The 20,648-nt window shown below is 70.3% G+C and carries 20 protein-coding genes; 18 read left to right on the plus strand and 2 right to left on the minus strand.

The genetic code is table 11. The annotated features are described in order from the left end of the window. The first annotated feature begins 55 nt into the window (after positions 1 to 55). The 15 genes from AC3IF3_RS20750 (at position 56) to AC3IF3_RS20820 (ending at position 15,252) form a co-directional block, all read left to right on the plus strand. Entirely contained in the window at positions 56 to 424 is a 369-nt protein-coding gene (locus AC3IF3_RS20750) for a phage tail tube protein (RefSeq protein WP_489230141.1), read from the plus strand. A 55-nt stretch (positions 425 to 479) separates the two neighbouring features. After that, entirely contained in the window at positions 480 to 887 is a 408-nt protein-coding gene (locus AC3IF3_RS20755; protein ID WP_489230142.1) for a hypothetical protein, read from the plus strand. Positions 888 to 1,006: 119 nt separating this feature from the next. After that, positions 1,007 to 4,552, plus strand: a complete 3,546-nt coding sequence (locus tag AC3IF3_RS20760; RefSeq protein ID WP_489230143.1) for a cell envelope integrity TolA family protein — start codon at positions 1,007 to 1,009, stop codon at positions 4,550 to 4,552. 35 nt (positions 4,553 to 4,587) lie between these two features. Further along, entirely contained in the window at positions 4,588 to 5,175 is a 588-nt protein-coding gene (locus AC3IF3_RS20765) for a hypothetical protein (protein ID WP_489230144.1), read from the plus strand. Continuing rightward, positions 5,176 to 5,709, plus strand: coding sequence for a DNA circularization N-terminal domain-containing protein (locus AC3IF3_RS20770; RefSeq protein ID WP_489230145.1), 534 nt, complete (start codon positions 5,176 to 5,178; stop codon positions 5,707 to 5,709). It begins immediately after the preceding gene. Positions 5,710 to 5,722: 13 nt separating this feature from the next. Next, on the plus strand, positions 5,723 to 6,466 hold the full coding sequence (locus tag AC3IF3_RS20775) for a hypothetical protein (protein ID WP_489230146.1): 744 nt from the start codon (positions 5,723 to 5,725) through the stop codon (positions 6,464 to 6,466). 28 nt (positions 6,467 to 6,494) lie between these two features. Next, positions 6,495 to 7,703 (plus strand): phage baseplate assembly protein, encoded by a 1,209-nt coding sequence (locus AC3IF3_RS20780; protein WP_489230147.1) that lies wholly within the window; start codon positions 6,495 to 6,497, stop codon positions 7,701 to 7,703. Further along, positions 7,703 to 8,194 (plus strand): phage baseplate assembly protein domain-containing protein, encoded by a 492-nt coding sequence (locus AC3IF3_RS20785; protein ID WP_489230148.1) that lies wholly within the window; start codon positions 7,703 to 7,705, stop codon positions 8,192 to 8,194. Before AC3IF3_RS20780 ends, AC3IF3_RS20785 begins: the two co-directional genes overlap by 1 nt. 25 nt (positions 8,195 to 8,219) lie before the next feature. Then, entirely contained in the window at positions 8,220 to 8,795 is a 576-nt protein-coding gene (locus tag AC3IF3_RS20790; protein WP_489230149.1) for a phage GP46 family protein, read from the plus strand. A gap of 13 nt (positions 8,796 to 8,808) precedes the next feature. After that, positions 8,809 to 9,927: a baseplate J/gp47 family protein gene (locus AC3IF3_RS20795; RefSeq protein WP_489230150.1), complete on the plus strand. Its 1,119-nt coding sequence runs from the start codon at positions 8,809 to 8,811 to the stop codon at positions 9,925 to 9,927. A gap of 14 nt (positions 9,928 to 9,941) precedes the next feature. Further along, positions 9,942 to 10,748: a putative phage tail protein gene (locus AC3IF3_RS20800; protein ID WP_489230151.1), complete on the plus strand. Its 807-nt coding sequence runs from the start codon at positions 9,942 to 9,944 to the stop codon at positions 10,746 to 10,748. Between the two features lie 94 nt (positions 10,749 to 10,842). Continuing rightward, positions 10,843 to 12,483 carry a hypothetical protein gene (locus AC3IF3_RS20805; RefSeq protein WP_489230152.1) on the plus strand — a complete coding sequence of 547 codons (1,641 nt, stop codon included), beginning with the start codon at positions 10,843 to 10,845 and terminating at the stop codon, positions 12,481 to 12,483. A 104-nt stretch (positions 12,484 to 12,587) separates the two neighbouring features. Continuing rightward, a complete protein-coding gene (locus AC3IF3_RS20810; protein ID WP_489230153.1) occupies positions 12,588 to 13,124 on the plus strand; it encodes a DUF4376 domain-containing protein in 537 nt (178 codons plus the stop codon). 37 nt (positions 13,125 to 13,161) lie between these two features. Beyond that, complete coding sequence (locus AC3IF3_RS20815; RefSeq protein WP_489230155.1) at positions 13,162 to 13,842, plus strand: hypothetical protein; 681 nt, start codon at positions 13,162 to 13,164, stop codon at positions 13,840 to 13,842. Positions 13,843 to 13,851: 9 nt separating this feature from the next. After that, positions 13,852 to 15,252, plus strand: coding sequence for a hypothetical protein (locus tag AC3IF3_RS20820; protein WP_489230156.1), 1,401 nt, complete (start codon positions 13,852 to 13,854; stop codon positions 15,250 to 15,252). 72 nt (positions 15,253 to 15,324) lie between these two features. On the opposite strand, the gene AC3IF3_RS20825 is transcribed toward AC3IF3_RS20820, so the two are convergent. Next, positions 15,325 to 16,011: a class I SAM-dependent methyltransferase gene (locus AC3IF3_RS20825; RefSeq protein ID WP_489230157.1), complete on the minus strand. Its 687-nt coding sequence runs from the start codon at positions 16,009 to 16,011 to the stop codon at positions 15,325 to 15,327. 160 nt (positions 16,012 to 16,171) lie between these two features. Here AC3IF3_RS20825 and AC3IF3_RS20830 point away from each other — a divergent pair, with 160 nt between their 5' ends. The 3 genes from AC3IF3_RS20830 (at position 16,172) to AC3IF3_RS20840 (ending at position 19,707) form a co-directional block, all read left to right on the plus strand. Further along, positions 16,172 to 16,879 (plus strand): hypothetical protein, encoded by a 708-nt coding sequence (locus AC3IF3_RS20830; protein ID WP_489230158.1) that lies wholly within the window; start codon positions 16,172 to 16,174, stop codon positions 16,877 to 16,879. A gap of 11 nt (positions 16,880 to 16,890) precedes the next feature. Continuing rightward, positions 16,891 to 17,607, plus strand: a complete 717-nt coding sequence (locus AC3IF3_RS20835) for a hypothetical protein (RefSeq protein ID WP_489230159.1) — start codon at positions 16,891 to 16,893, stop codon at positions 17,605 to 17,607. A 90-nt stretch (positions 17,608 to 17,697) separates the two neighbouring features. Continuing rightward, positions 17,698 to 19,707: a hypothetical protein gene (locus AC3IF3_RS20840; RefSeq protein WP_489230160.1), complete on the plus strand. Its 2,010-nt coding sequence runs from the start codon at positions 17,698 to 17,700 to the stop codon at positions 19,705 to 19,707. A 36-nt stretch (positions 19,708 to 19,743) separates the two neighbouring features. On the opposite strand, the gene AC3IF3_RS20845 is transcribed toward AC3IF3_RS20840, so the two are convergent. Beyond that, on the minus strand, positions 19,744 to 20,421 hold the full coding sequence (locus tag AC3IF3_RS20845; RefSeq protein WP_489230161.1) for a hypothetical protein: 678 nt from the start codon (positions 20,419 to 20,421) through the stop codon (positions 19,744 to 19,746). Positions 20,422 to 20,648: the final 227 nt, after the last annotated feature.

Below are 20,648 nucleotides of genomic sequence, written 5' to 3' on the forward strand. Positions count from 1 at the left end.
CGTAACCGGCGCCTCGCGCCGATCCCCGCAACATCCGCATCGAAAGGGCTGACCCGTGGATACACAGGGCGGACGCCTCCAGGTCACCATCGGCAGCACCACCTACGACTGCCGCGGCAAGTGCCAGGTCGATCCCTCGCTCGTGAGCGTGGACGCCGGCGTCAACTGGTCCGGCAAGGGCTACAAGACCGTCAAGCCCGAGCTGGCCGCCGTGCAGCTGTCGTTCGACCGGGGCAGGGGATTGCCCTGGACCCAGGACTTCATGCTCAAGGACGAGAACGTGACCATCGTCGAGATGGACGCCGGCGTGACCCACTACCTCACCGCCGCCGCCAAGGTCGGCAAGCCGACGATCGACACCGAGACCGGCGAGGTCTCCGGCGTGTCGCTCAAGTCCGACGCCTACCGGCAGGCCGCGGTCTGAGGTCGGCGCCTCCGGCCCTCACCCCTCCCGCGACGCCAGCGACTGGAACTGACCCGTGGCCACCAAGACCATCGCGCTCTCGAAGCCCATCGTGGGCCACGCCGTCATCCGCGAGCTGGCGTTCAAGGACCCGACGTGGCGGGCGATCATGGAGGTCGGCGGCGAGCCCTACGTCCGCGCACCCTCGCCGGCCCGCCCCGGCTTCTACCAGATCGTGCCGATCTGGGAGCGGGTCCAGGCCTACGCCGAGCGCCTGCTCGTGACGGGTGAGGGCAAGGCCGCCGCGACCGACCTGCACCTGCTCGGGATCGAAGACACAAACAAGGTCAAGGACGCGATCCTGGATTTTTTCCTCGACGCGGACCCGCTTCTGGAGCGGCGCCCCGCGGACGATGGCTCGACGACCTCGCCAGCGAACTCCGATACGACTTCGGCTGGCGAAACGGCGACATCCTCGATCTGACGGTCGAGGACCTGATCTACGAGCACACCCAGGCCTGTGAGCACGCCGAGCGCCGCGCGCAGGAACGCGAGGAGGCGCTGCGGCGCGTGCGGCGCGGCCGCTGACGGGGAGCGCCCACCATGCCGATCAAGACGGTAGAGGCGCAGCTCGTCCTGGGCGGCAAGGACGCGGGTGCGTCGGCTGCCGTGATGCAGGTGGTCAAGGCCTACGAGCAGGCCGAGAAGGCCGGCAAGGGCGTGTCCAAGGGGGCCGAGCGGGTCGCCAAGGCGCTGCTCGACGTCGAGAAGAGCCAGGCCGCCGTCAACGCGGTGATGGGGTCAAGAAGCGCTGCCGCCACGGCAGAGGCCAACCTGCACAAGGTTACCGCGGCCTACGGGGATGCGAAGACCGCGCTCGACAAGGCGCGCGTGGCTCTCACGGCCTTCGAGGGTGTGAAGCCCGCGAAGGGCTCCGAGCTGGCCAAGCAGATGACCGAGGCGGCCAAAGCCCTCGGTCAGGCTGAGAAGGCCGAGAAGTCCGCGGCTCGCGAGGTCGCCCAAGCCACGCGAGCTTACGAGCAGCAGACGCGGGCGCTGCACGAGACCGAAAAGGCTGCGACGGCCGTCAACGTGCCGCTGCAGGCACTCGAACAGCACCAGCGCCACCTCGCGCAGGAGTTCGACCGGACCTCGGAGGCGATGCGCCGCCAGATCCGCGTCGAGGAGCAGGCGGCCCGCACTGCGCGCCACCACGCCCAAGAGCAGGCCGAGGCCGCCAAGCACATGCGCCAGCACGGCGTGGTCGGTGCGGCGGGCGCGCTCGCCACCGGCGCGGTCGGCGTCCACGGCGTCACCCACGTGATCGGGCACGCCCTGAAGGCCGGCGCCGAGGTGCAGAGCGAGCGCGTCAACATGGCCAAGGCCGGCATCGGCTTCGGCGAGCGCCAGCACATCACCGACGAGTCGCTGCGGCTGGCCGCGCAGTACAAGAACGTCACCCAGGCTTCCGTGATGGAACTCTGGAAGGAGATGCGGTCGGTGATGACCGACCCGCACGAGGTCGATCACATCATCGACCCGATGGTGCGGGCGAAATCCCTCCTCGACGCCAACGACAAGACCGGCACGGCCAGTCACGGCCTCAACATGCTGGTCAAGGGAGCGGAGGCGATCGGCGCGGCCAAGGATCCGGCCCGGTTCACCAAGCTCCTCGACGGCTACATCAAGGCCATGCAGGTCATGGGCTCGACGGTGACCCCGGAGGGCATCTATGAGATGCAGAAGTACTCGAAGACGTCCGGCGGGCGTTGGTCGGACCGCTTCATCATGACCACGGCCCAATCCTTGGGCCAGGAACTGGGCGGCTCGACCGCCGGCAACTCGATCGACGTCGCCACGAAGCAGATCGTCGGCGGGATGCAGAACCTGCACTCCAAGGCCAAGGAGTTCGCGCGCGTCGGGCTGATCGACCCCAAGAACCTCGACATCCTCAAGACCGGCGAGGTCAAGGGCACGAAGGCGGGCGTCAAGCATGCGGTGAAGGGCGACGACCTCGCGGCCTCCGACCTGGACAAATGGGTCTACACCTATCTGCTGCCGGCGCTGGAGAGCCACGGCATCAAATCCGAAAACGATCAGCTCGCCTGGGCGCAGAAGAACTTCACCGGCACCGGCGCCAACGTCATCGCCAAGCTGATCCAGCAGCGGGAGAGCTTCGAGGCGCACGCCCGGATGTACGGGGAGGCCAGCGGCCTCGACGGGACGAAGTACAACAGGTCCGACCCGAACGCGGCGATGGGTGCCGTGTCGAAGTCGCTGGAGACCTTCCTCGGCGTCGTCACTGCGCCCATCATGGTGCAGGCCGCCCATGGCCTGGACGATGTCGCCACCGCGATCTCCGGCTGGTCCGTGAGGCTCGCCGCCTTCAACAAGGAGCATCCGGACCTCGCCAAAGCGGTCGCGCCGGCCGCGGCCACCGCGGGCCTGCTGGGCTCCGGCGCGGCCTCGGTCGCGATGTGGAAGGCGTTCAACGGCGGTTTCGGTCTGAAGGGCTCGGCCGTCGCGCTCGACCACTCCGCGCTCGCCCTGGAGGCGGCGGCCGTGAAGCTCGGCGCTTCGGGCGGTCTGCCCGGCGTCCCCGGCGAGGTGCCGGGAAAGGCCGGCGTCAAGGGCGGGAAGTTCGGGCGGATCGCGAAGTTCGGCCTCAACGTCGCCGGCGCGCTCGCGCTGGAACCGCTGGCCGAGGCCGCGCAGGAGCACCACATCTTCGAGATGCCGAACCTCGACGATGGGTTGCTGCGCTCGGGGCTCAACTTCCTCGACCCGAACTTCGGCAACAAGTTCTTGGGCGATCGCACCAAGGCGATCCCGAGCATGACGCTGACCCGGCCGGACGCCCCCTTGGAACTCGGCGGATCGGGACTGAACGGCTTCGGGCTCGGCGGCGCTATGAGCCCCGAGGCCTTGGCCAAGCGCGACGCCGACCGGTACGCCCGCGGCCTCGCCGAGGCGCGCAAGGGGGCGGCGCCGCTCAATCCCGGCGACGAGCTGCCGGGGCTCGGTCCGGAGTTGGCTACGGCCGCGCAGGCGAAGGGCACGGAAGCCGGACAGAAGGCCGGCGACGGCATCAAGACCGGCATCCGCGAGAAAGCCCCGGAGGTCGTCGATCAGGCGCAGAGCCTGTTCGACGCGCTGTCCCGGATCTTCAAGCAGGGCATCGCGATCCCGCTGCAGATGAGCTTCGACGGCTCGGGCATGGGTGGCGGCTCCGGGATCCAGACGGCGAGCTTCGGCGGCGGCGAAGGTGGCCTCGGCGGCATGATCCGCAAGGCTTCCCTGGGCGGCGGTGGTTTGGGCGGCGGCCTGGGCGGTGGCCTGGGCGGTGGATCGGGTGGCGGCGGCGGCGGTGGCGGCGGCGGATCGGCGCTGGAGATCCCCGCATCGGTTCAGGCGAGCGACGCCGAGCGCAACAAGCTCGGGATCATCCAAAAGTACGAGAGCGGCGGTCGAAACGTCCCGAACTATATGTTTGATCGGCGCCACACCGCGCAGGGCTACTACCAGATCACCAACACGAACTGGCGCAACATCGCGCCGAAACTCGGGATCACGGCACCCAACGCCATGTCCGCGAGCCACGCCGATCAGGCGCGCGTCGCTCTGTACCTGCTGCGGGGCAGCGGCATCGGCAACTGGACGCCGAAGGTGGCCAGCGCACTGCGCCGAGGCGAGCGGGCGCGGTTCGGCGCCGATGCCGTCGCCGGCCCCGTCGCCGCCAGGGATCTCCCTGGTGCGGCCCCGGCCAAGGATCCCGCCGCCCTCGACCCACACCTCGTGCGCGGGCTCGACGGCAAGGAAGGGCTCGACCTCGGCGACGGCACGATGAAAATGCCTGACGGCTCGATCCGCTCGATCACGAGCGGGGGCGGGTCGCCGCGGATGCCGGAGCGCGCGGTGCCCGACGCGCCGAAGGCGGGCGCGGGCGGACATAGCGAGATGCGCGAGCATGTCGCCGACCTCGGCCGGCACATCGACCGGCTGGGCGACATGTCCTGGCGCTCGCACCACACCGTCGAGGTGAACGCGGCGCCGGGGCTGACCACGCGGACAAAGCGCATGCGCATCCAGACCGACGGGCCGGTCCGCGGCAACGTCGGCGTGTCGATGCCGCAGACCGAGATCGGGTAGCCGCCCGGTTTCCCGATCACCGCGGGGAGGCGGCCATGCTCGACGTGTCCGCCGACAACGCGGCGATCGCCCGGCTCGCCCGGGATCTCTCGGCCTTCGGGCCGAAGCTCCCGAACGCGCAGGCGCTCGTGGTCAACCGCGTGCTGACCAAGACGAAGGCGCGGGTCATCCCCGCCCTCGTCCAGCAGACGGGTCTGTCCAAGCGCATCATCGTCAAGGCGGTGCAGATGGCCCGCGCCTCGCCCATGAACGGGGCGCGCGGCTATCTCTGGACCAAAGGCGGCGAGGTGTCATTGCGCTACTTCGGGGCGCACGAGGTCGCGGGCGGCGTCCAGTACACCGAGCGCGGCCACGTCGAGACGCTGTCGGGCCACTACTTCCGCCGGTCGGGCAAGGCGCCCAATCGGCACATGGTCCGGCGGCTCAACGGGCAGGTGTTCTACTCGACCTCCGGCAAGTGGGGGCGGAAGGAGGACCTGCGCGTCGAGAAGTCGGGCCTTTGGATCCCCTACGAGATGGTCGACGGCGAAACCCGCAAGGCCTTCCTCGACACGATCGAGCGGGACCTGCCGGGCGAGATCGCCGCCGAGCTGATGAAGCTCCTGCCCGGAGGCACGCGGTAGATGCGCAACTGGCCGAAGACGGTCCCGGGCGCCTCGTTCCGGGGGCTGCCGTTCGAGGTCGAGCGCGAGGGCGGCGACGGCGCGGGCCGCTTCGTCGCCGTCCACACCTACGCCGGGGCCGAGGTCCACGACACCGAGGACACCGGCCGCAAGGTCCGGCGCTACCGCGTCACCGCCTACATCGTAGGCGACGATGCGGACACCCAAGCCGACGCCTTCCTGGAGGAGATGTCGACCGGCGGGACCGGCGACCTGATCCTGCCGATGACGCGGCCGGTCACGGTCCGGCCGGTCAACGCCGCCTGGAACTTCGACAAGAGCCAGCAGGGCAAGGCCGCGCTGGATCTGGAGTTCGTCGAGGCCGGCGGCGCGGCCGGCGGCCAGGGCGGCTACCCCGCCATCCCGATCGGCGACCGCATCGCGCAGGGCGCGCTCGACACCCTGGCCGACGTGGTGTCGGACGCGATCGAGAGCTTCATCCCCGACCCGATCGCGGGCTTCCTGCCCCCGATCGGTCTGCCCCTCTCGCCCTGAGATCGGAGCCCGCATGGCCTCGCCCCCGTCCTCGGCCCTCGCCGGCGCGGCGGTGGCGGCGCAGGCGCTCGCTGGCGTGCTCGACGACCTTGCCCGGACGCTGCCGGTGCCGGCCGCCTCCGCGCAGGCGGCGGTCGCCACCGCGCGCCGGGTCAACTTCATTCAAGCGCCGCGCCTCGTGACCCTGGGGGCCGCCGCAGCGATCGTCGGCGCCCTCGTCGGCGCCCTCCAATCGCTCGCCCGGGACTGCGCCCCCGCGGACGCGGCCGCCGGCCTCTACGCGGCGGCGGCCGCCACGCAAGGGTGCGCGCCGACCTCGGCCTCCCCCGCCCTGACCCAGGCCTACGCGCTGGCCCGCGCCTTGTGCGTCGGCGTGGAGGCCGCGGCGCTGGGCGAGGCCTTCCTCGCCGAGGCCCGCACCGACTTCGCCGACCGGCAGTCGGCCACCGCCGCCCGCGCCCGCATCGGTGCCGCCATGGACGGCGCGAGCGACCGCATCGCGGCGGCCCTGGGCCAAGCCGCGCTGGAAGTGCTGGGCACCGCCGCGCGGGAGACCAGCGCCTTCCTCGTGGCAGAGGCCTCGACGCTCCAGCCGATCGCGCGGGTGACCACGGCGCGCTCGATGCCGTCCACCGCGCTCGCTTGGGGCCTCTACCGCGACCCGTCCCGGGCCACGGATCTGGTCGCGCGGAATAGCTGCGGCACGAGCCTGTTCATGCCCACCGCCTTCGAGGCGCTGACCCCGTCGGCGCGCTGACCCCGACCACGCCGACCCTGAGGGCACCATGGGCTTTCAACCGGAACTCGTCACCCTCGCGGTCGACGGGCACGCGCTGCAGGGCTGGCAGGGCGTGCATGTCACGCGCTCGGCCAAGGCTGCCGCGATCAGCTTCTCGCTACAGGCCTCGAACCCGGCGTGGTCCGACCAGGCCCGGCTCGTGCGGCGGGGCAAGCAGGTCCAGATCTTCACCGCGCCGCTCGACGGCGAGGATGCATTCGGGTCGTTTAGCGCGGCCAAGGCTGACCTGCTCTGCACCGGCTACGCCGACGACTACGAGGTCGAGAGCGCACCCGGCTCGCACGAGGTCGGGATCTCCGGGCGGTCGAAGGCGGGCGACGCCATCGATTGCCCGCCGGTCAAGCACAAGACCGGGCTGGAAGAGAACAAGACCCTGCTGGAGGCGGCCAAGGCCTTCGACGAGTGGGGGATCAATTTCACCTCGGATCAGGTGCTGTCGAAGCTGCGCGCGATCCAGCTCGTGCCGGGCGAGTCGATGTTCGGCACGCTGGAGCGGGAGGCGCGCCACTGCGGCGTCCTGCTCACCGGCCAGCCCGACGGCGGCGTGAAGATCACCCGCGCCGGCAAGAACCGCCACACCGGCGTGCTCGCGCACGGCGAGGCGCCGTGCAAGCGGTGGAAGCTCAACTGCACGATCGAGAACAAGCGCTCGAAGGTCCACGTGCGCGGCCAGCGCGCGCTCGGCGCCGGCGCGGACGCGCTGCGCCAGGAGCAGACCGCCGAGGACGACAGCGTCGGGCGCCACCGCCCGCTGATCGTCCACCACGAGGGTGACCACGTCGACAAGGAGCTGAAGCGCCGCGCCGACTGGGAGATGCTGCGTCGCTCCGGCTCCGGTATCTCGATCCAGGTCAAGGTCGCCACGTGGCGCGACGAGGCGGGCAAGCTCTGGGAGCCGGGTCACCTCGTCGCCGTCCAGTGGGACGACGAGGAGATCGACCAGGACCTCGCGATCTCGACCGTGGTGTTCAACCAGACCGCGGGCGAGGGCGAGGCCGAGGCCGGCACCTGGGCGGACCTCACGCTGGTCGACCCTCGCACGCTCGGCGGCGATGGGGCCGGCAAGGGCTCCGGTTCGGGTGCGGGCGGCGGCGGCGGCGAGGAGGGCTCGGACTTCGGCGCCGGGCTCGACGACGACAAGCTCGACGACGCGCTCGTCGACTACGGCAGCTACGGAAAGACGGGGCACGCCTGATGCACGCGCTGGGGCGACTGTTCCGGGCCGAGCACGTCGACGCCGACGACGCGGGCGACCTTCAGACGGTGACGCTGCTCGGCCAGTACGGCGAGACCTTGAAGAAGGTCCACCGCCTCCAGCCGTTCGGCTTCCACTCGAACGTGCCTCAGGGCAGCCACGGCATGGCCCTGCAGTTCGGCTACGGCGGGCGCACCCTCAACGCCTTCCTCGGCGGCGAGGACCCGCGCTACCGCCCGCGCAAGCGCGAGGTCGGCTCCTCGGCGCTCTACGATGCCAACGGCAACCTGATCTCGCTGGTCCAGAAGGAGCTGCGGGTCACGGGCAAGAACGCCACCGTGGTCGAGGGCCATGACCAGACCACGGTGCGGCTCACCGACGGCACCGAGGTCGTGCTCAAGGGCGGCAAGGTCTACCTCGGGGGCGAGCAGAACGCCGCGCCCGTGATGACGGCCAACGGGCCGTCCTCCCGCGTGTTTGCCGTCACCTGAGACCGCTCATCACCTGCGGGGCGCCATGCAGCTCGACATCACGCCGCTGGCCGACCTCGGCGCGGCGACGCTCCCGCCCGACCTCGTCATGCTCCGGCTCGACGGCACGCCCTGCGTGCCCGGCGAGTACGGCGTGGCTTACGATTTCGCGGTGGCCACGAGTCAGGCGCAGGGCGGGACCGGCGGCCTCGTCGCGCGCATGCCGCTGGCCACCGCCGTCCACATGCTGATGTGGACCGACGCAGCCCCGCCGCCCGCGCTGCTGCGGCGCTTCGGCATCAGGGACGCCCGCGGCTGGCCCGGCGACGGTTTCGACGTGCAGGCGGCCCAGGGCGAGGCCGCGCTCGGCTCGTATTTCTGGGTCTACCGCCGCGCGGAGCTGTCCCCGCAGATCGGCCTGGAGCTGGAGGCTGAGGCGCGCCGGACCTTGCGCCCGCTGGTCGGGCAGGCCGCGGTCGCGACCGTGACCGCATCCTGCGCGGTCGATCTGATCGCCGACCGCGCGATCCTCGACGTCGGGCTCTACGCCCGGGACGGCACGCGGCTCTTCGCCGGGAAATTCGAACCGCTCTGGGATCTGGTGCGGCAGGGTCTGACGTAAGGGGCTCGACGACATGGCCGGTTACCCCGTGCGCAGCCTCTCCGCGCTGTCGCAGCTCGCGCGCGGCTACTTCACCCAGTCGGTGCAGGGCGCGGTCGCCAGCGTCTGGGCCAACACCTTCACGGTGTTCGGCAAGGTGCTGGCGCTCGCCGGCTTCGAGCTGGAGCAGCGCCGCGCGTGGCTCGTGCGCCAGCAATTCGCCTCGACGGCCGATTACCCCTGGCTAATCCGCCACGGCTTCGAGCTGGGCCTGCAGCCCGGCGCCGCGACCGCCGCGCTCGGCACCGCCACCGCGAGCGCGCCCCCGAACACCGCCGTGCCCGCCGGCCTGCAGTACGCCCGCGGGGACGGGGCGACCTTCACCACCGCGGCCGCCGCGTCCGCGGCCGGCAACAGCGTCACCCTGACCCTGGAGGCCGACGCGGCCGGTGCTGCCGGCAACACGCCCGCCGGCACGGTGCTCACTCTGGTCGACCCCGACGACGGCCCGCCCGGCATGGCCAAGACCTGCACGGTCGCGGCCGCGGCCGACGGCTCGGGCCTGTCCGGCGGCGCCGACGCGCAGGACAAGGAGGCGTTTCGCGCTGTGGTGCTCTACCGCAAGCGCAACCCGCCGCAGGGCGGGGCCGGCGTAGACTACGTCACGTGGGTGCAGGCGGCGGTCCCGACCGCCCGCGCGGTCTACGTCGACAGCTTCTCGAACGATGCCCGCGCCGTCTGGATCCAGTTCATCGTGACCGACCAGCCGAACGGCATCCCGTCGGCCGGTCAGGTCGCCGCCGCCCAGGCCTACATCGACGAGACCTATCAGGGCGCCAGCTTGCGCCGCCCGGTGACCGCCCGCGTGTTCGTCTCCGCGCCGGAGGCCGCCCCGGTCGACGTGGTCATCGGCAAGCTCTACCCGGACACCCCGGACATCCGCGCCTCGATCGAGGCCGAGGTCGCCGCGACCTTCGTCGATCGCGCCCAGCCCGGCACGCCGTCGGCCGCCTTCGCGTTCAGCGCCTCCTGGCTCGACGAGGCGATCTCCCGGGCGACCGGCGAGGACAGCCACGACCTGGTCGGCCCCGGCGACCTGATCTTCACCAGCGGCCAACTGCCGGTGCTGGGCTCGATCGCCTACCAACCCTGACGGGGGCCGCCCGCGTGACCGACATCCCGAGCGGCTGGCCCTGCGCCGGCCTGCCTGCCGTGCCGCCCTCCGTCCTCGACCTGGAGGCGCAGCCGACCGCCGACAGCCTGCTGCCGCAGATCCTCGCGCTGACCCCGCGCGGGCCGGCCTGGGGCACGGACGAGGTCGGCGACGGCTCCGGCGCCTCCCCCGTCCAGCGCGGCGTCTGGCGGGCGCTCGCCGCCTGGGCGGCCGATCACCTCGGCCTCGACTTCACCGCCGCCACGCAGGTGTTCCCGAGCGCGATCACGTTCACGCTGCCCGACTGGGAGCGGGAGCTGGGCCTGCCCGACCCGTGCAATTCGGGGCAGGGCGGCACCCCCGCCCGGCTGGCCGCCGTGCGCTCGAAATACGCGAGCGTCGGCGGTCAGTCCGGCGCCTACATGGTGTGTCTGGCGGCCTCGCTCGGCTACACGATCACGATCGAGGAGCCGGACCAGTTCGCGATCGACGCGAGCGAATTGGCCGAGGACTCGCTGATGACCACGCCCCAGGGCGTGCAGGTCCGCCCGCTCGATCCCCTGACCGCCGCGCGCCTCGTGCCGCTCTGCGACGAGACGGCGTGGAAATACTGGGTGGTCCACGTCGCCGCGCTCGGCGAGACCTTCTTCAAGATCGACGAGGGCGTGCTCTCCGAGGACTCGATGGTGGGGGATCAGCTCACCGGCGTCCCCGGCCAGGGCGACCCGCTGGAGGGGCTGATCACGCCGGCCGACCTCATGTGCGTGCTCGACCGCGTCTGCCCGACCCACACCGTGCTCGTGTTCCGCCTCGACCTCTGACGGCCCGAGCCCGCCGCCCGCGCCCCGCCATCGCTTGAGCCGCCGGCCGCCGAGGGCCGCGCGCTCGCACGCCCTCACGCCCGGAGATCCGCCCGTGTCGCGCTACCTGCCGCCCTCCGGTGCAACCGGCACGGACGACCCTTACGTCGGGCTCAACGTGCCCGCGGGCACCGACGGCTCGAAGGTGCCCAAGGGCGCGATCGAGTACACCCAGCGCGAACTGCAGAACGCGCATCTGGCCGCCGGCAACCTGCCGACCAACGACGACGTCACCCAGCTCGCCCAGGACATCGGCCGCGGCATCTGGGTCGGCTCCCTCGGCGCCAACCCGAACGCGCTCAACGGCACGATCGGCGCGGGCGTCGATCCGAGCTTCACCCCGCGCCCGTATCTGGCGAACCTCCAGCCGTGGATGCGGATGTGGGGCATCGCCTCGCAGACCAACACCTCGACCAACGTCAGCCTGACGGTGACGGGGATCGGCACGGCGACCGGAGCCAAGATCGCGCCGCTGCTCAAACGCGACGGCACGGCGCCCGCCGTGGGCGACGTGCCCGTCGGGATCCCGTTCCCGTTCTACGAGGACACCAGCGGCAATTGGCGGTTCGCAGAGCGGGTCGCCAGCGATCAGGCCTCGGGCGGCGGCGCGGCGCCCAGCGCCTCCGGCCGCAACCGGGTCTACGATCCCGGCTTCCTCTCCGTCCTGCGCGTCCTGCCGGACACCCTGTCGTCCTACCCGGGCACCCCGAACTTCTCGCCCGCCCTGGCGCTGGCTTCGGGCGTGGCGACCTTCGCCTCCGATTGCACCTACGCCCTGCGGGTCGGTCAGAACGGGGCAGCCTCCGTCCAGCGCATCCCGGGCCCCTCGGCCAGCGGCGGCGCGTTCTGGCAGCGCATCGCCGTCAACGCGGCCAACGCCTCGCCCGGCTCCAACGACTTCCTCGGCTGGGTCATCCCGATCGAGGGCGTTGACATCGCCGACCTCGCCTGGGGCACAGCGGCGGCCAAGCCGCTCACCGTCGGCCTCGACACGCGCTTCCCGGCCGGCACCGTGTTCAGCCTCGCGGTCCAGAACGGCTTCGGCGCGAGCGCGACCCGCTCGAACCCGGTGAGCGTCACGGTCGCCGCCGACGGCGCCACCGGCACGCTCAAGACGGTCACCTTCCCGGGCGATCAGAGCGGGGCGTGGCAGACGGCCAAGGGCGTGCGCGGCCTGTCGCTCGTGGTCACGCTGGCGGCCGGCGCCGGGCTCATCGGCGCGCCGGGCTGGCAGGGCGGCAACGTGCTGGCGGCCGCGGGGCAGACCAACGCCATGGCGAGCGCGGGCGGCGTCTACGACATCGCCGCGCCCCGCGCCCACGTCGGCACGGCGCTGCCCGCCTACGACCAGCCGAGCTTCCTCCGCAGCTCCGCGGACGCGATGCGGTTCTTCCAGACGCTGACCCACTTCGACGCGTTCTCGGACCAGTCGGGCATCCAGGTCGTGGCCAAGCTCAAGTTCCTCGTGCCGATGGCGCGCGGACCGGTCGCCAGCCTGACCGGGCCGGCCCGGATCATGCTGCCGGGCTTCACCTACTTCGCCCAGTCGAGCCCGAACATCTCGTTCGACCGCTCCGGCGACTTCTCCGAGGGCGGCATGGCGATCCTGCAGGCCTTCTCCGGCCTGCCGACGCTGGCCTCCTTCCTCGGCTACTTCACCGACGGCCAGTACATCCGGCTCGACGGCTCGATCTGATCCGCGGGATCCGAGAGCCGGCCCCACCGCCCCGTCACGCCCCTCGCCGCCCGGCCCGCCACATCGAGCGGGCCGGGCGCCCGACCCTCGCGCGCGAGCACCTCATGGACACGTTCGCCAAGCCGATCGGCCTCACCTTCGCCGGCCAGATCGTGGCGGCCGGGCTCGAAGGCCTGTGCTCCTGGAACAACGACGGGATCACCCGGCTGCCCGCCACGTCGGACGCCGACTGGGCGAAGGTGGTGGCGCTGGCCTCGACCCACGATGCGAGCGCCCCCCCGGTGTCGCCGACCCAGGCGCTCCTCGATTACGCCGCGGCCAAGCGGTTCGCGGTCGAGACCGGCGGCCTCTCGCTCAACGGGCTGACGGTGGCGACCGACCGCGACAGCCAGGCCATGATCGCCAACGCCTACGCCGGCATGGCGCTCTCCGGCGCGACCTCGATCAAGTTCAAGGCCGCCTCCGGCTGGATCGATCTGACCTTCGATCAGGTCAAGGCGATCGCCCTCGCCGTCTACGCGCACGTGCAGGCCGCGTTCAACGTCGAGGACGGGCTCGACGCGGCCATCAACGCGAGCCCGCCGCAGGTGACCACCACGGCCCAGATCGACGCGGCCCTCTGGCCCGCCAACCCGGCCTGAGGCGACCCGCCCCGACCCCGTCCCCCGCGAGGCGCCCGTGTCGAACATCGCCCTGATCCAGCCCCAGCGGTACGACTTCACGACCTGCCAGCTCGTCGATTGGCTCGCCGGCCTGCCCCTGATCGCCCAGCCCGGGCCCGGTGGCGCGGTGGCGGGCGCGGCCAACGTCGGGCGGGGCGCGGCTACCATCCTCGCGGTCGATGCCGGCGCGGATCTCGCGGGTGCCCAGATCGCCACGGTCACCGCGGTCAACGGCGGCCAGACGCTGCTCTCGGTCGCCGACCTCGACGGGACGCTCACGGGCGAGGGCGTCGTCGGCCTACCAGCCTACGCGGCCGGCGTGACCTTCCGGGTCGATCAGGCGGCGGGGCAGGCCGCGCTCAGCGTGGGGGACAGTTTCGCGCTGGCCACCCTTCCGGTCCCGGTCGATCTCACCGGGCTCGTGTTCACGCTGGACGCGCGGCTGTCGCCGGCCTCGCTCACCTACGCGCTGCGGGCGACCTCGGCGCCGACGAACGGCTCGACCCCGACCATCCTCAACGGCGGCCCGGCCGGCACGGTGGCGATGGCGGTGCCGCAGGCGACGATGGCGGCCTGCCCGCCGTCCGACCCGACCTACCCCTACACCATCTTCGCCGCCGACCCCGCCACCGGGCGGCGTGTGGTCGCCTTCTACGGGCTGATCACCCACGGCGCCGTGTTCCAGCCCCAGGATTGAGGACGCGCGATGTCGAATGACCCTCGCCGCCGCCTGTTCATGGGCGGCCCGGGCGGCGCGCCCGGCCCGGCCAACGTTCTCACGATCCGGTCCATCCTGACCGGGCCCGCCGGGTCCGCCGCCTCCGCGACCGTCTCCGGCACGGCACCCAACCAAGTCATCGACCTCATCATTCCCCGCGGCGATGTCGGCGCGGCCGGACCCGCGGCCTACGCGCCGATCGTGCCTTGGGCCCAGGGGCTCCTGTGCGTGGCGTCGGCGCCCGCCACGACCGTCTCGGTCAACGGCGGGTCCTACGTCTGCGCCGTCTCCAACATCGCCTCGGCGTCCTTCGCCACCGACCTCGCCGCCGGATACTGGCTCCCGCTCGCCCCGGCCGGGGCGGCCGGGAACGGGATCCAGAACGGTTCCGGCGCGCCGGCCAACAGCCTCGGCGCCAACGGCGACTTCTACCTCGACACGGCCAACACCCGTCTCTACGGGCCGAAGGCCTCGGGCGCTTGGCCCACCGGCTACACCAGCCTCGTCGGCGCCGGCGCGCTCTTGGCCTCCAACAACCTGTCGGACGTGGCGAGCGTCGGCCAAGCCCTGGCCAACCTGAAGCAGGCGCCGGTCGTCGCGTCCGCCAACACACCGCTGGCCGTCACCGATTTCGACCGGCCGGCGCTGCTGACGGGCTCGCCGACCCTCACCGCGCCGAACGGCGGGGCGGGCTGGCGCACCGGGTCGATCAAGAACGCCAATACGGTCGCCGGCGTCGTCACCCTGGCGGTGCCGGCGGGCGCCACGCTCGACGGGGTGACGAACGGCACCACGGCGCTGTTTCCCTATCAGCGGGCGCGGCTCCTCCAGATCGGCCCGAGCGCCTACGTCACCGACTGGATCGAGCGCACGCCGATCCTCGTGGACGGCACGACGAACGGGCTGATCACCGCGGCGGTCGCGTCCGCGGATCTCGTCCTGCCGGCCGGCTACTCCCGGTTCCGCCTGCGCGGCGCCAACGTCGCACTCGCCACATCCGGGGCCAGCTTCGGTGTCCGGTTCGGCGATGCCGGCGGGGTCAAGGCGGGCGCCTCCGACTACGTCAGCCAGCGCACCCAGTCTTTCGGCAGCACGGTCCAGGGCCGATCGCTGCCCGATGCGTTCGGCTACATCATGCTCACCGCGACCGACGGCGGGCAGGCGACGAAGGGCATCCTCGACTTCCAGATCTGGCCTGGGGCCACCGGCTCGAACCCAGAAATGCTGGGGCAGAGCTACTTCTACGACGGCTCGCCCCGCAACCTGTTCCAGTCCGGCATCGAGTACACGGGCGGGACGACGGGCGCGATGGCACGCGCCACGCTCCTGCGCCTGCTCGCCAGCTCGGGCAACTTCACCGGCAGCTTTACCCTCATGGGTGAGCCTTGAGGACGAGAACTACGCCGCCGGCTGCCATCGCCTTCTGCCGGCTTTAAGCCGCCATCGCCGCGGATGTGACGCTCAGCCTTTCGCGAGGCGGATCGTCTGGACGCTGTCGAGGTGCCCTTGCCAGTCGGCCTTATCGAGGTGGGTGACGGCGATCTGCTCTGAACCTGGGTACAGATCGGCGACCAAACCGGCGTAATTCCGGACCCAGTACGTCGTGTTCGGATAGGGATCGATGCGGCCCTCTGCCGTCGCCAACTCGGGCGTATCATCGAACGGTTCGGCGAGGACGAGATAGCGTCGGCTCACCCGGCACATCTCGCGCAATACCCGCTCGATCTTGTCCGGCCCGACGCACACGAGGACCACACCCGCCAGCACGACGTCGAAGGAGTTGTCGGGGTACGGCAGGTCGTCGCCATTCGTGACGTGCAGGGCGTGCGGCACGGCCAGATGTTGCGCGAGCAGCCGCTGCCCCTCCGCTACAACGAACGGTGAGATATCGACGCCCACGAGCCAGTCGAACGACCGCTCTTGGCCGATGGCCCAAAGGTTCGGTCCGCAATGCGCGCCGATTTCGAGCACCCGCTGCGCGTCGAGCGCCGCGACGGATTTAGCGATCTCGGCGTGAGCACGCTTCACGCGCGTGTTCCAGTACCCCTCAATATAAGCTGAATTGGCGTGCTCTCGCGTGGCCCAAAACTGCTCGGAGTGCGCGCCAGCGTGCGCGGCGTTGTGATGATCAATATTAAAATCAGTCATGCAGACGCGTCTCGCACAAAGTGAGTACGGCGTCGAGCCGGTAACTTTTTAGCCAGTCATCGCACGGTCGCCGGGATCGCGGCTTGCCGCCCCTGACGTCATCGCGGAGCGCCCCACTGCGCTCCGACCGCACCCCCGCGCCTGAACGAGGTCTCCCCGCATGGCCACCACCGTCATCGACACGGCGGACTGGTCGCTCGTCGTCCCGCTCAAGCCCGCGCTGAACCTCACCGGATCCCGGCTCACCGCCACGATGACGGGCTCGTTCGGCGGGGCGCCGGCCGCCGTGCTCGACAGCGCCAACGGCTCGATCACGTGGACGGCGGACACCACCGGGCCCGGCGGCGTCCCGCTCACGAGCTACCTGCTGATCGGCGTGCCGGAGGCTGTCCGGGGCGGCTGGGCCGCCATCGGGCCGAACGGCCTGCCCGGGCCCGTGACCGTGTTCTTCGACGTCCACCGCACGACGGCGGGCTCGACCCGGGACGAATGGCTCGGCCGCTCCTCGGTGCTCGTGCTGCCGGGGACGGATGCGCCGGGCGTGCTGGCCGCGGGCGGCGGGTTCCAGGCGGTGCTTACCGCCGGGCAGCCGGGGGGCAGCGCGACACTTCCCGCGCTTCAGGTCGGCCCGCAGGGGCCCGCCGGCTCGGTGATCAACACCTATCCCGTGGCCATCGCCCAGGATGGCCAGACGGCGATCCCGTATCCGGTCCAGCACCCGCCGGTCTCGCTCTCGACCGTCCACCTGATCGTCAACGGCGAGGAATACTTCGCCCCCGACATCACGGTCGGCGTGAGCGGCGTCACCTGGGCCAACCCCGCCTTCCAGCTTGAGACCAGCGACAGGGTCGTCCTGCGCTACACGTAAGGAGCCCCGCCATGGCCGTCGCAAAACAGCTTATCAAGCCGATCCTGGCGCCGATCGGCGCGACCGGTTTCCAGTCCGCGGGCGGCTCGTCCGAGCCCGTCACCGCGATCCTCACCACCCTCGTGTCCTCGGCCGGCGACGGCGGTAAGGCCGTGCCGCTCCAGGCCGGCTCGCTCCGGGTCGGCTCGCAGTTCGGCGCGCAGGGCTTCTGCGTCACCGCTCCGTTCAACGACGTGCTCGTGTTCGACGGCGCCACCGGCCTGAACATGCAGGACGGCAACGGCAACGACGTCTATGGCCGCCTCTCGGTCGCGGGCGCGGTGTGGACGCAGGCCTACTTCTCGAAGATCGCGGGCGTCGAGACCGCCTTCGCCATGCCGGCGAGCAAGGTGCTCGACCTGGAGTTCAACTACGTCTTCAGCTTCGACGCCCTGCCGTCCACGGCCTTCATCGGCGTGCGCGCTCGCCACGTCGGCCCGGACCCGGCGGCCTACGGCTGGCGCGAGCAGTCCGACAACCTGACGGTGACCGCGCTCAACACGCTGTCCGCCCTCTCCCGCACGCCGGACGGGCGCAAGCTCACCTTGAACGTCAACGGGATCATCGTCCCGAGCGGCGGCGCCTCCCCGGCCTTCACCTTCTCCGGCACGACCCTCACGTGGTCGCCCACCAATGCGGGCTATCCGCTGGAGACCACCGACGTGGTGGCGGCAACCTACACGTACTGACGGCCCGGGCCGCGCGCCCGGCCTGACCTCACCCCATCCGGTTCATCACAGGGCTGCCCTCGCGGGTGGCCCTTTTTCGTGGGCGCCCGCATGCCTTCGGTTCCGATCAAGATGGGCGGCCATGGCGGGCGCACCGTCGCAGGTGCGCTGGCCAATCTTGGCGTCGCGGCGTCGGTTCTCTCGATCGCCGCGCTGCGGGCCTACCCGTACATCGTGTTCGCGTCAGGGTTTGCGGCCTCCGTCGCCGGCTATGCCTCGGCCGGCGATGGCGGCGGGGGCGTGTTTCTCTGGTCTGCGACGTCGACCGCCACCGACGACGGGGGCACCATCATCGCACCGACCGGCGTGACCGGCGCCGGGCGTTGGCTCCGCATGGCTTCCGGCCGCGGCATGGACGTCCGCTGGTTCGGCGCCTTCTTCGACGGCGCAAGCCACCCGCTGTCGTCGCGCTTCTCGACGCTGGCGGCGGCGCAGGCCGTCTATCCGACCGCGACCGCACTCACCGACGAGATCGACGGTCTCGCCGTCCAGGCCGGCATCACGGCGCTCAGTGCGGTGACCGGCGGTGGCGAGCTGACATTGCCGCCCGGCACCGGCCTTCAGACCGTGCCGATCACGCACCGCGCCTCGAACGTCAACCTCGTTGGAACAGGCGTCGGCGCCGCGCAAGACGATGCGGTCGGACCCGTCCCCGGCACGCGCCTGAAATGGACCGGCGCTTCCGGCGCCACGATGCTCACCATCGCGCCCGTGGCCAACACCGCGAGCGGCATACGGCTCTACAACGCCGGTATCCGCGGCGTCCTGCTCGATGCCAACAGCATCGCGGCGACCTCGCTGCTCTCGGCCTCGGTGCGCAACTCGACCTTCGATGTCGGGTCGCGCAACGCCGTCACCGCATCGTTCATCCTCGACACCGTCCCCCTCGCCGAGGGGAACGACTGGCAGATGAACGATGGGAACTTTTACTTCTGGAACAACAACACCGACGGCGATGGTCTGGTGTTGCAGGAGACCGGCGACGCGTCACTGTCCAATGGCACGAAGATCGTCGGCAACGTCAGCCTCAACCTGTTCCGCCGCATCGTCGGTGCGACGCGCAACGGCTGGGGCATCAAGCTTCTCTCGACCGACAACAACCACTTCAACATGGTCGATCTGTTCCGCCTCGGTTCGACCGGCGGCGGTGCCCTGCTGATCAAGTCGGTCTCGCCGCAGTTCAACGGCGCCAACGTCTTCGGCTATCTCAACACCAACGGCGCCCCGATCAGCCTCGACGGTTCGCTGACCTCGGACAATCGGTTCCTGAAGCTGGATACCAGCAACGCGACGCCGATGCCGACGCTGACGAACAGCGCCAGCAACCCGGCGACCTTCTTCACGGCCCTGAACAACTCGATCTGCCTCGGCCTCCCGGACGGCACGGCCCTCGGCGGTGGCAACCGCGGCGCCAACGCGATCGACCTCCAGTTTATCCGGCCCGGCTACGATTACGTCGCCGGACAGGCCCGCTCGATGATCATCGGCGGCATGAACAACCGCGCGGGCGGTGCTGACGCCTACATCATCGGAGGCCAGTGGAACGAGTGCGCGGGCGCGTTCTCGTACACCATGGGCCAGTTCATCGACGCCGGGCCGCGCGTCGGTGCGATCATGTACGGCAACGGCCTGATCTCGGTGAAGGGCGATGCGCAGGCAGGGTTCGCGACCCTGCGTGCCAAGATCACCACGACGACGGCCACACGCCTGCTCGCCGACCCCAACGCAGCCTCGGGCGCCAATTCGCTGGGCCTGCCTTATGACAACACGGTGATGAAGCTCGAATGCACGGTGCTCGTGCATTCCACGACTGGGCAGGACGCCGCGCTGTTCGTCATGGCCGGGGTCGATGCGGCTTTGCTGATCCGGGGTACGGGGGTGTCAAGCACGATCCTCGTGGGCGGCACCTTTCGAGCGGGCGCCGTCACGTCTGGAGCGTCCGGCAAGATCACGCCCTCGATCGCCGTCGACACGACGACAGGCGGCCCGAACGTCTCGGTCACAGTCACAGGCGGGACTTGGAATGCCTTGGCAAAGTGCCGGATTTCGGAGGTGAGATAGGCTGTCGCAATACTTCGCAACAGCAAGATTTATTGCCTAAAATGGCGGACGTTTCGATCCTACGTAAATCGTGACATCTGACGGGCCGGGGCCGCCGATGGTTATCCCCGGGATGTCAGTTATAAGATCCGGAATTGCATCCGGAAAATTTACAATGCTTGCTTTCTTAAATGCATCACGGACAGATGCCACGGCGCTGGCATTGTTTCCATAAATACGGATATCAGCAAATATACCCTTCGAAAACATGCGAGGCTGTGGCTGTATAAGCCACAATGCGTGACCGACCGACCCATTGGCCGATTGGAAAACCTGCTCTAACTGAAAAGCGAGCGCGAGCGCTTCCGGATCATTGGCTGGATAGGACAGATCAACTTTGCCGCCGGGCTCACTTCGCAGCGATCTCAGTAGCTCGTGCCTCATAGCTGGCGTCAGGGTTCGCCAAGCGGTAGCTTGCTCCACCCGGGCTGTACGTTCCTCGGCTTGCGCAGCACGATCGCGTAGCGTAGCGATCATTTCATCACTAATCCGCGATTGTATTGCGCCTGTGCGCCAAATAAAGGCCGAAGCAATCAAAGCAAAGGCGGTTGCGAAGATAGCTACAACACCAAATGCGATGTAGGCACGATTGGCCCACTCGTTCACTGTTTCAACAGGTAAGCCGAGCATGGTCCCTCGATGGTTTTTTGTAACTGGCATCGTGGGGATGTTCATCGGCGGATGCGTGCTGCCGACGCTCGGCGTTGTGTTCTGCGCTTGGCTCCTTGGCTGGTAAGGCGCATCATCGTCCCATTCTTCGGTAGCTCGACGTTTCCGAAAATACCGGGCCGTGCCGCTCCCACAAGAGCCCGGCCCACCTCACCGACAACCTAAGACATAAGCCAGGGCGGCCTGATCAAGGGCCTACCTCGCGAGTGCGCCAGCTTGCATGGTCGGGTTAG

It is taken from the genome of Methylobacterium sp. J-118 (assembly GCF_057836565.1).

What these genes read in the sequence shown, in the direction of transcription:
- AC3IF3_RS20760 (WP_489230143.1), top strand. Translation starts at nt 1,007, where the DNA reads ATGCCGATCAAGACGGTAGAGGCGCAGCTCGTCCTGGGCGGCAAGGAC.
- AC3IF3_RS20765 (WP_489230144.1), top strand. Translation starts at nt 4,588, where the DNA reads ATGCTCGACGTGTCCGCCGACAACGCGGCGATCGCCCGGCTCGCCCGG.
- AC3IF3_RS20770 (WP_489230145.1), top strand. Translation starts at nt 5,176, where the DNA reads ATGCGCAACTGGCCGAAGACGGTCCCGGGCGCCTCGTTCCGGGGGCTG.
- AC3IF3_RS20775 (WP_489230146.1), top strand. Translation starts at nt 5,723, where the DNA reads ATGGCCTCGCCCCCGTCCTCGGCCCTCGCCGGCGCGGCGGTGGCGGCG.
- AC3IF3_RS20780 (WP_489230147.1), top strand. Translation starts at nt 6,495, where the DNA reads ATGGGCTTTCAACCGGAACTCGTCACCCTCGCGGTCGACGGGCACGCG.
- AC3IF3_RS20785 (WP_489230148.1), top strand. Translation starts at nt 7,703, where the DNA reads ATGCACGCGCTGGGGCGACTGTTCCGGGCCGAGCACGTCGACGCCGAC.
- AC3IF3_RS20790 (WP_489230149.1), top strand. Translation starts at nt 8,220, where the DNA reads ATGCAGCTCGACATCACGCCGCTGGCCGACCTCGGCGCGGCGACGCTC.
- AC3IF3_RS20795 (WP_489230150.1), top strand. Translation starts at nt 8,809, where the DNA reads ATGGCCGGTTACCCCGTGCGCAGCCTCTCCGCGCTGTCGCAGCTCGCG.
- AC3IF3_RS20810 (WP_489230153.1), top strand. Translation starts at nt 12,588, where the DNA reads ATGGACACGTTCGCCAAGCCGATCGGCCTCACCTTCGCCGGCCAGATC.
- AC3IF3_RS20820 (WP_489230156.1), top strand. Translation starts at nt 13,852, where the DNA reads ATGTCGAATGACCCTCGCCGCCGCCTGTTCATGGGCGGCCCGGGCGGC.
- AC3IF3_RS20825 (WP_489230157.1), bottom strand. Translation starts at nt 16,011, where the DNA reads ATGACTGATTTTAATATTGATCATCACAACGCCGCGCACGCTGGCGCG.
- AC3IF3_RS20830 (WP_489230158.1), top strand. Translation starts at nt 16,172, where the DNA reads ATGGCCACCACCGTCATCGACACGGCGGACTGGTCGCTCGTCGTCCCG.
- AC3IF3_RS20835 (WP_489230159.1), top strand. Translation starts at nt 16,891, where the DNA reads ATGGCCGTCGCAAAACAGCTTATCAAGCCGATCCTGGCGCCGATCGGC.
- AC3IF3_RS20840 (WP_489230160.1), top strand. Translation starts at nt 17,698, where the DNA reads ATGCCTTCGGTTCCGATCAAGATGGGCGGCCATGGCGGGCGCACCGTC.
- AC3IF3_RS20845 (WP_489230161.1), bottom strand. Translation starts at nt 20,421, where the DNA reads ATGAACATCCCCACGATGCCAGTTACAAAAAACCATCGAGGGACCATG.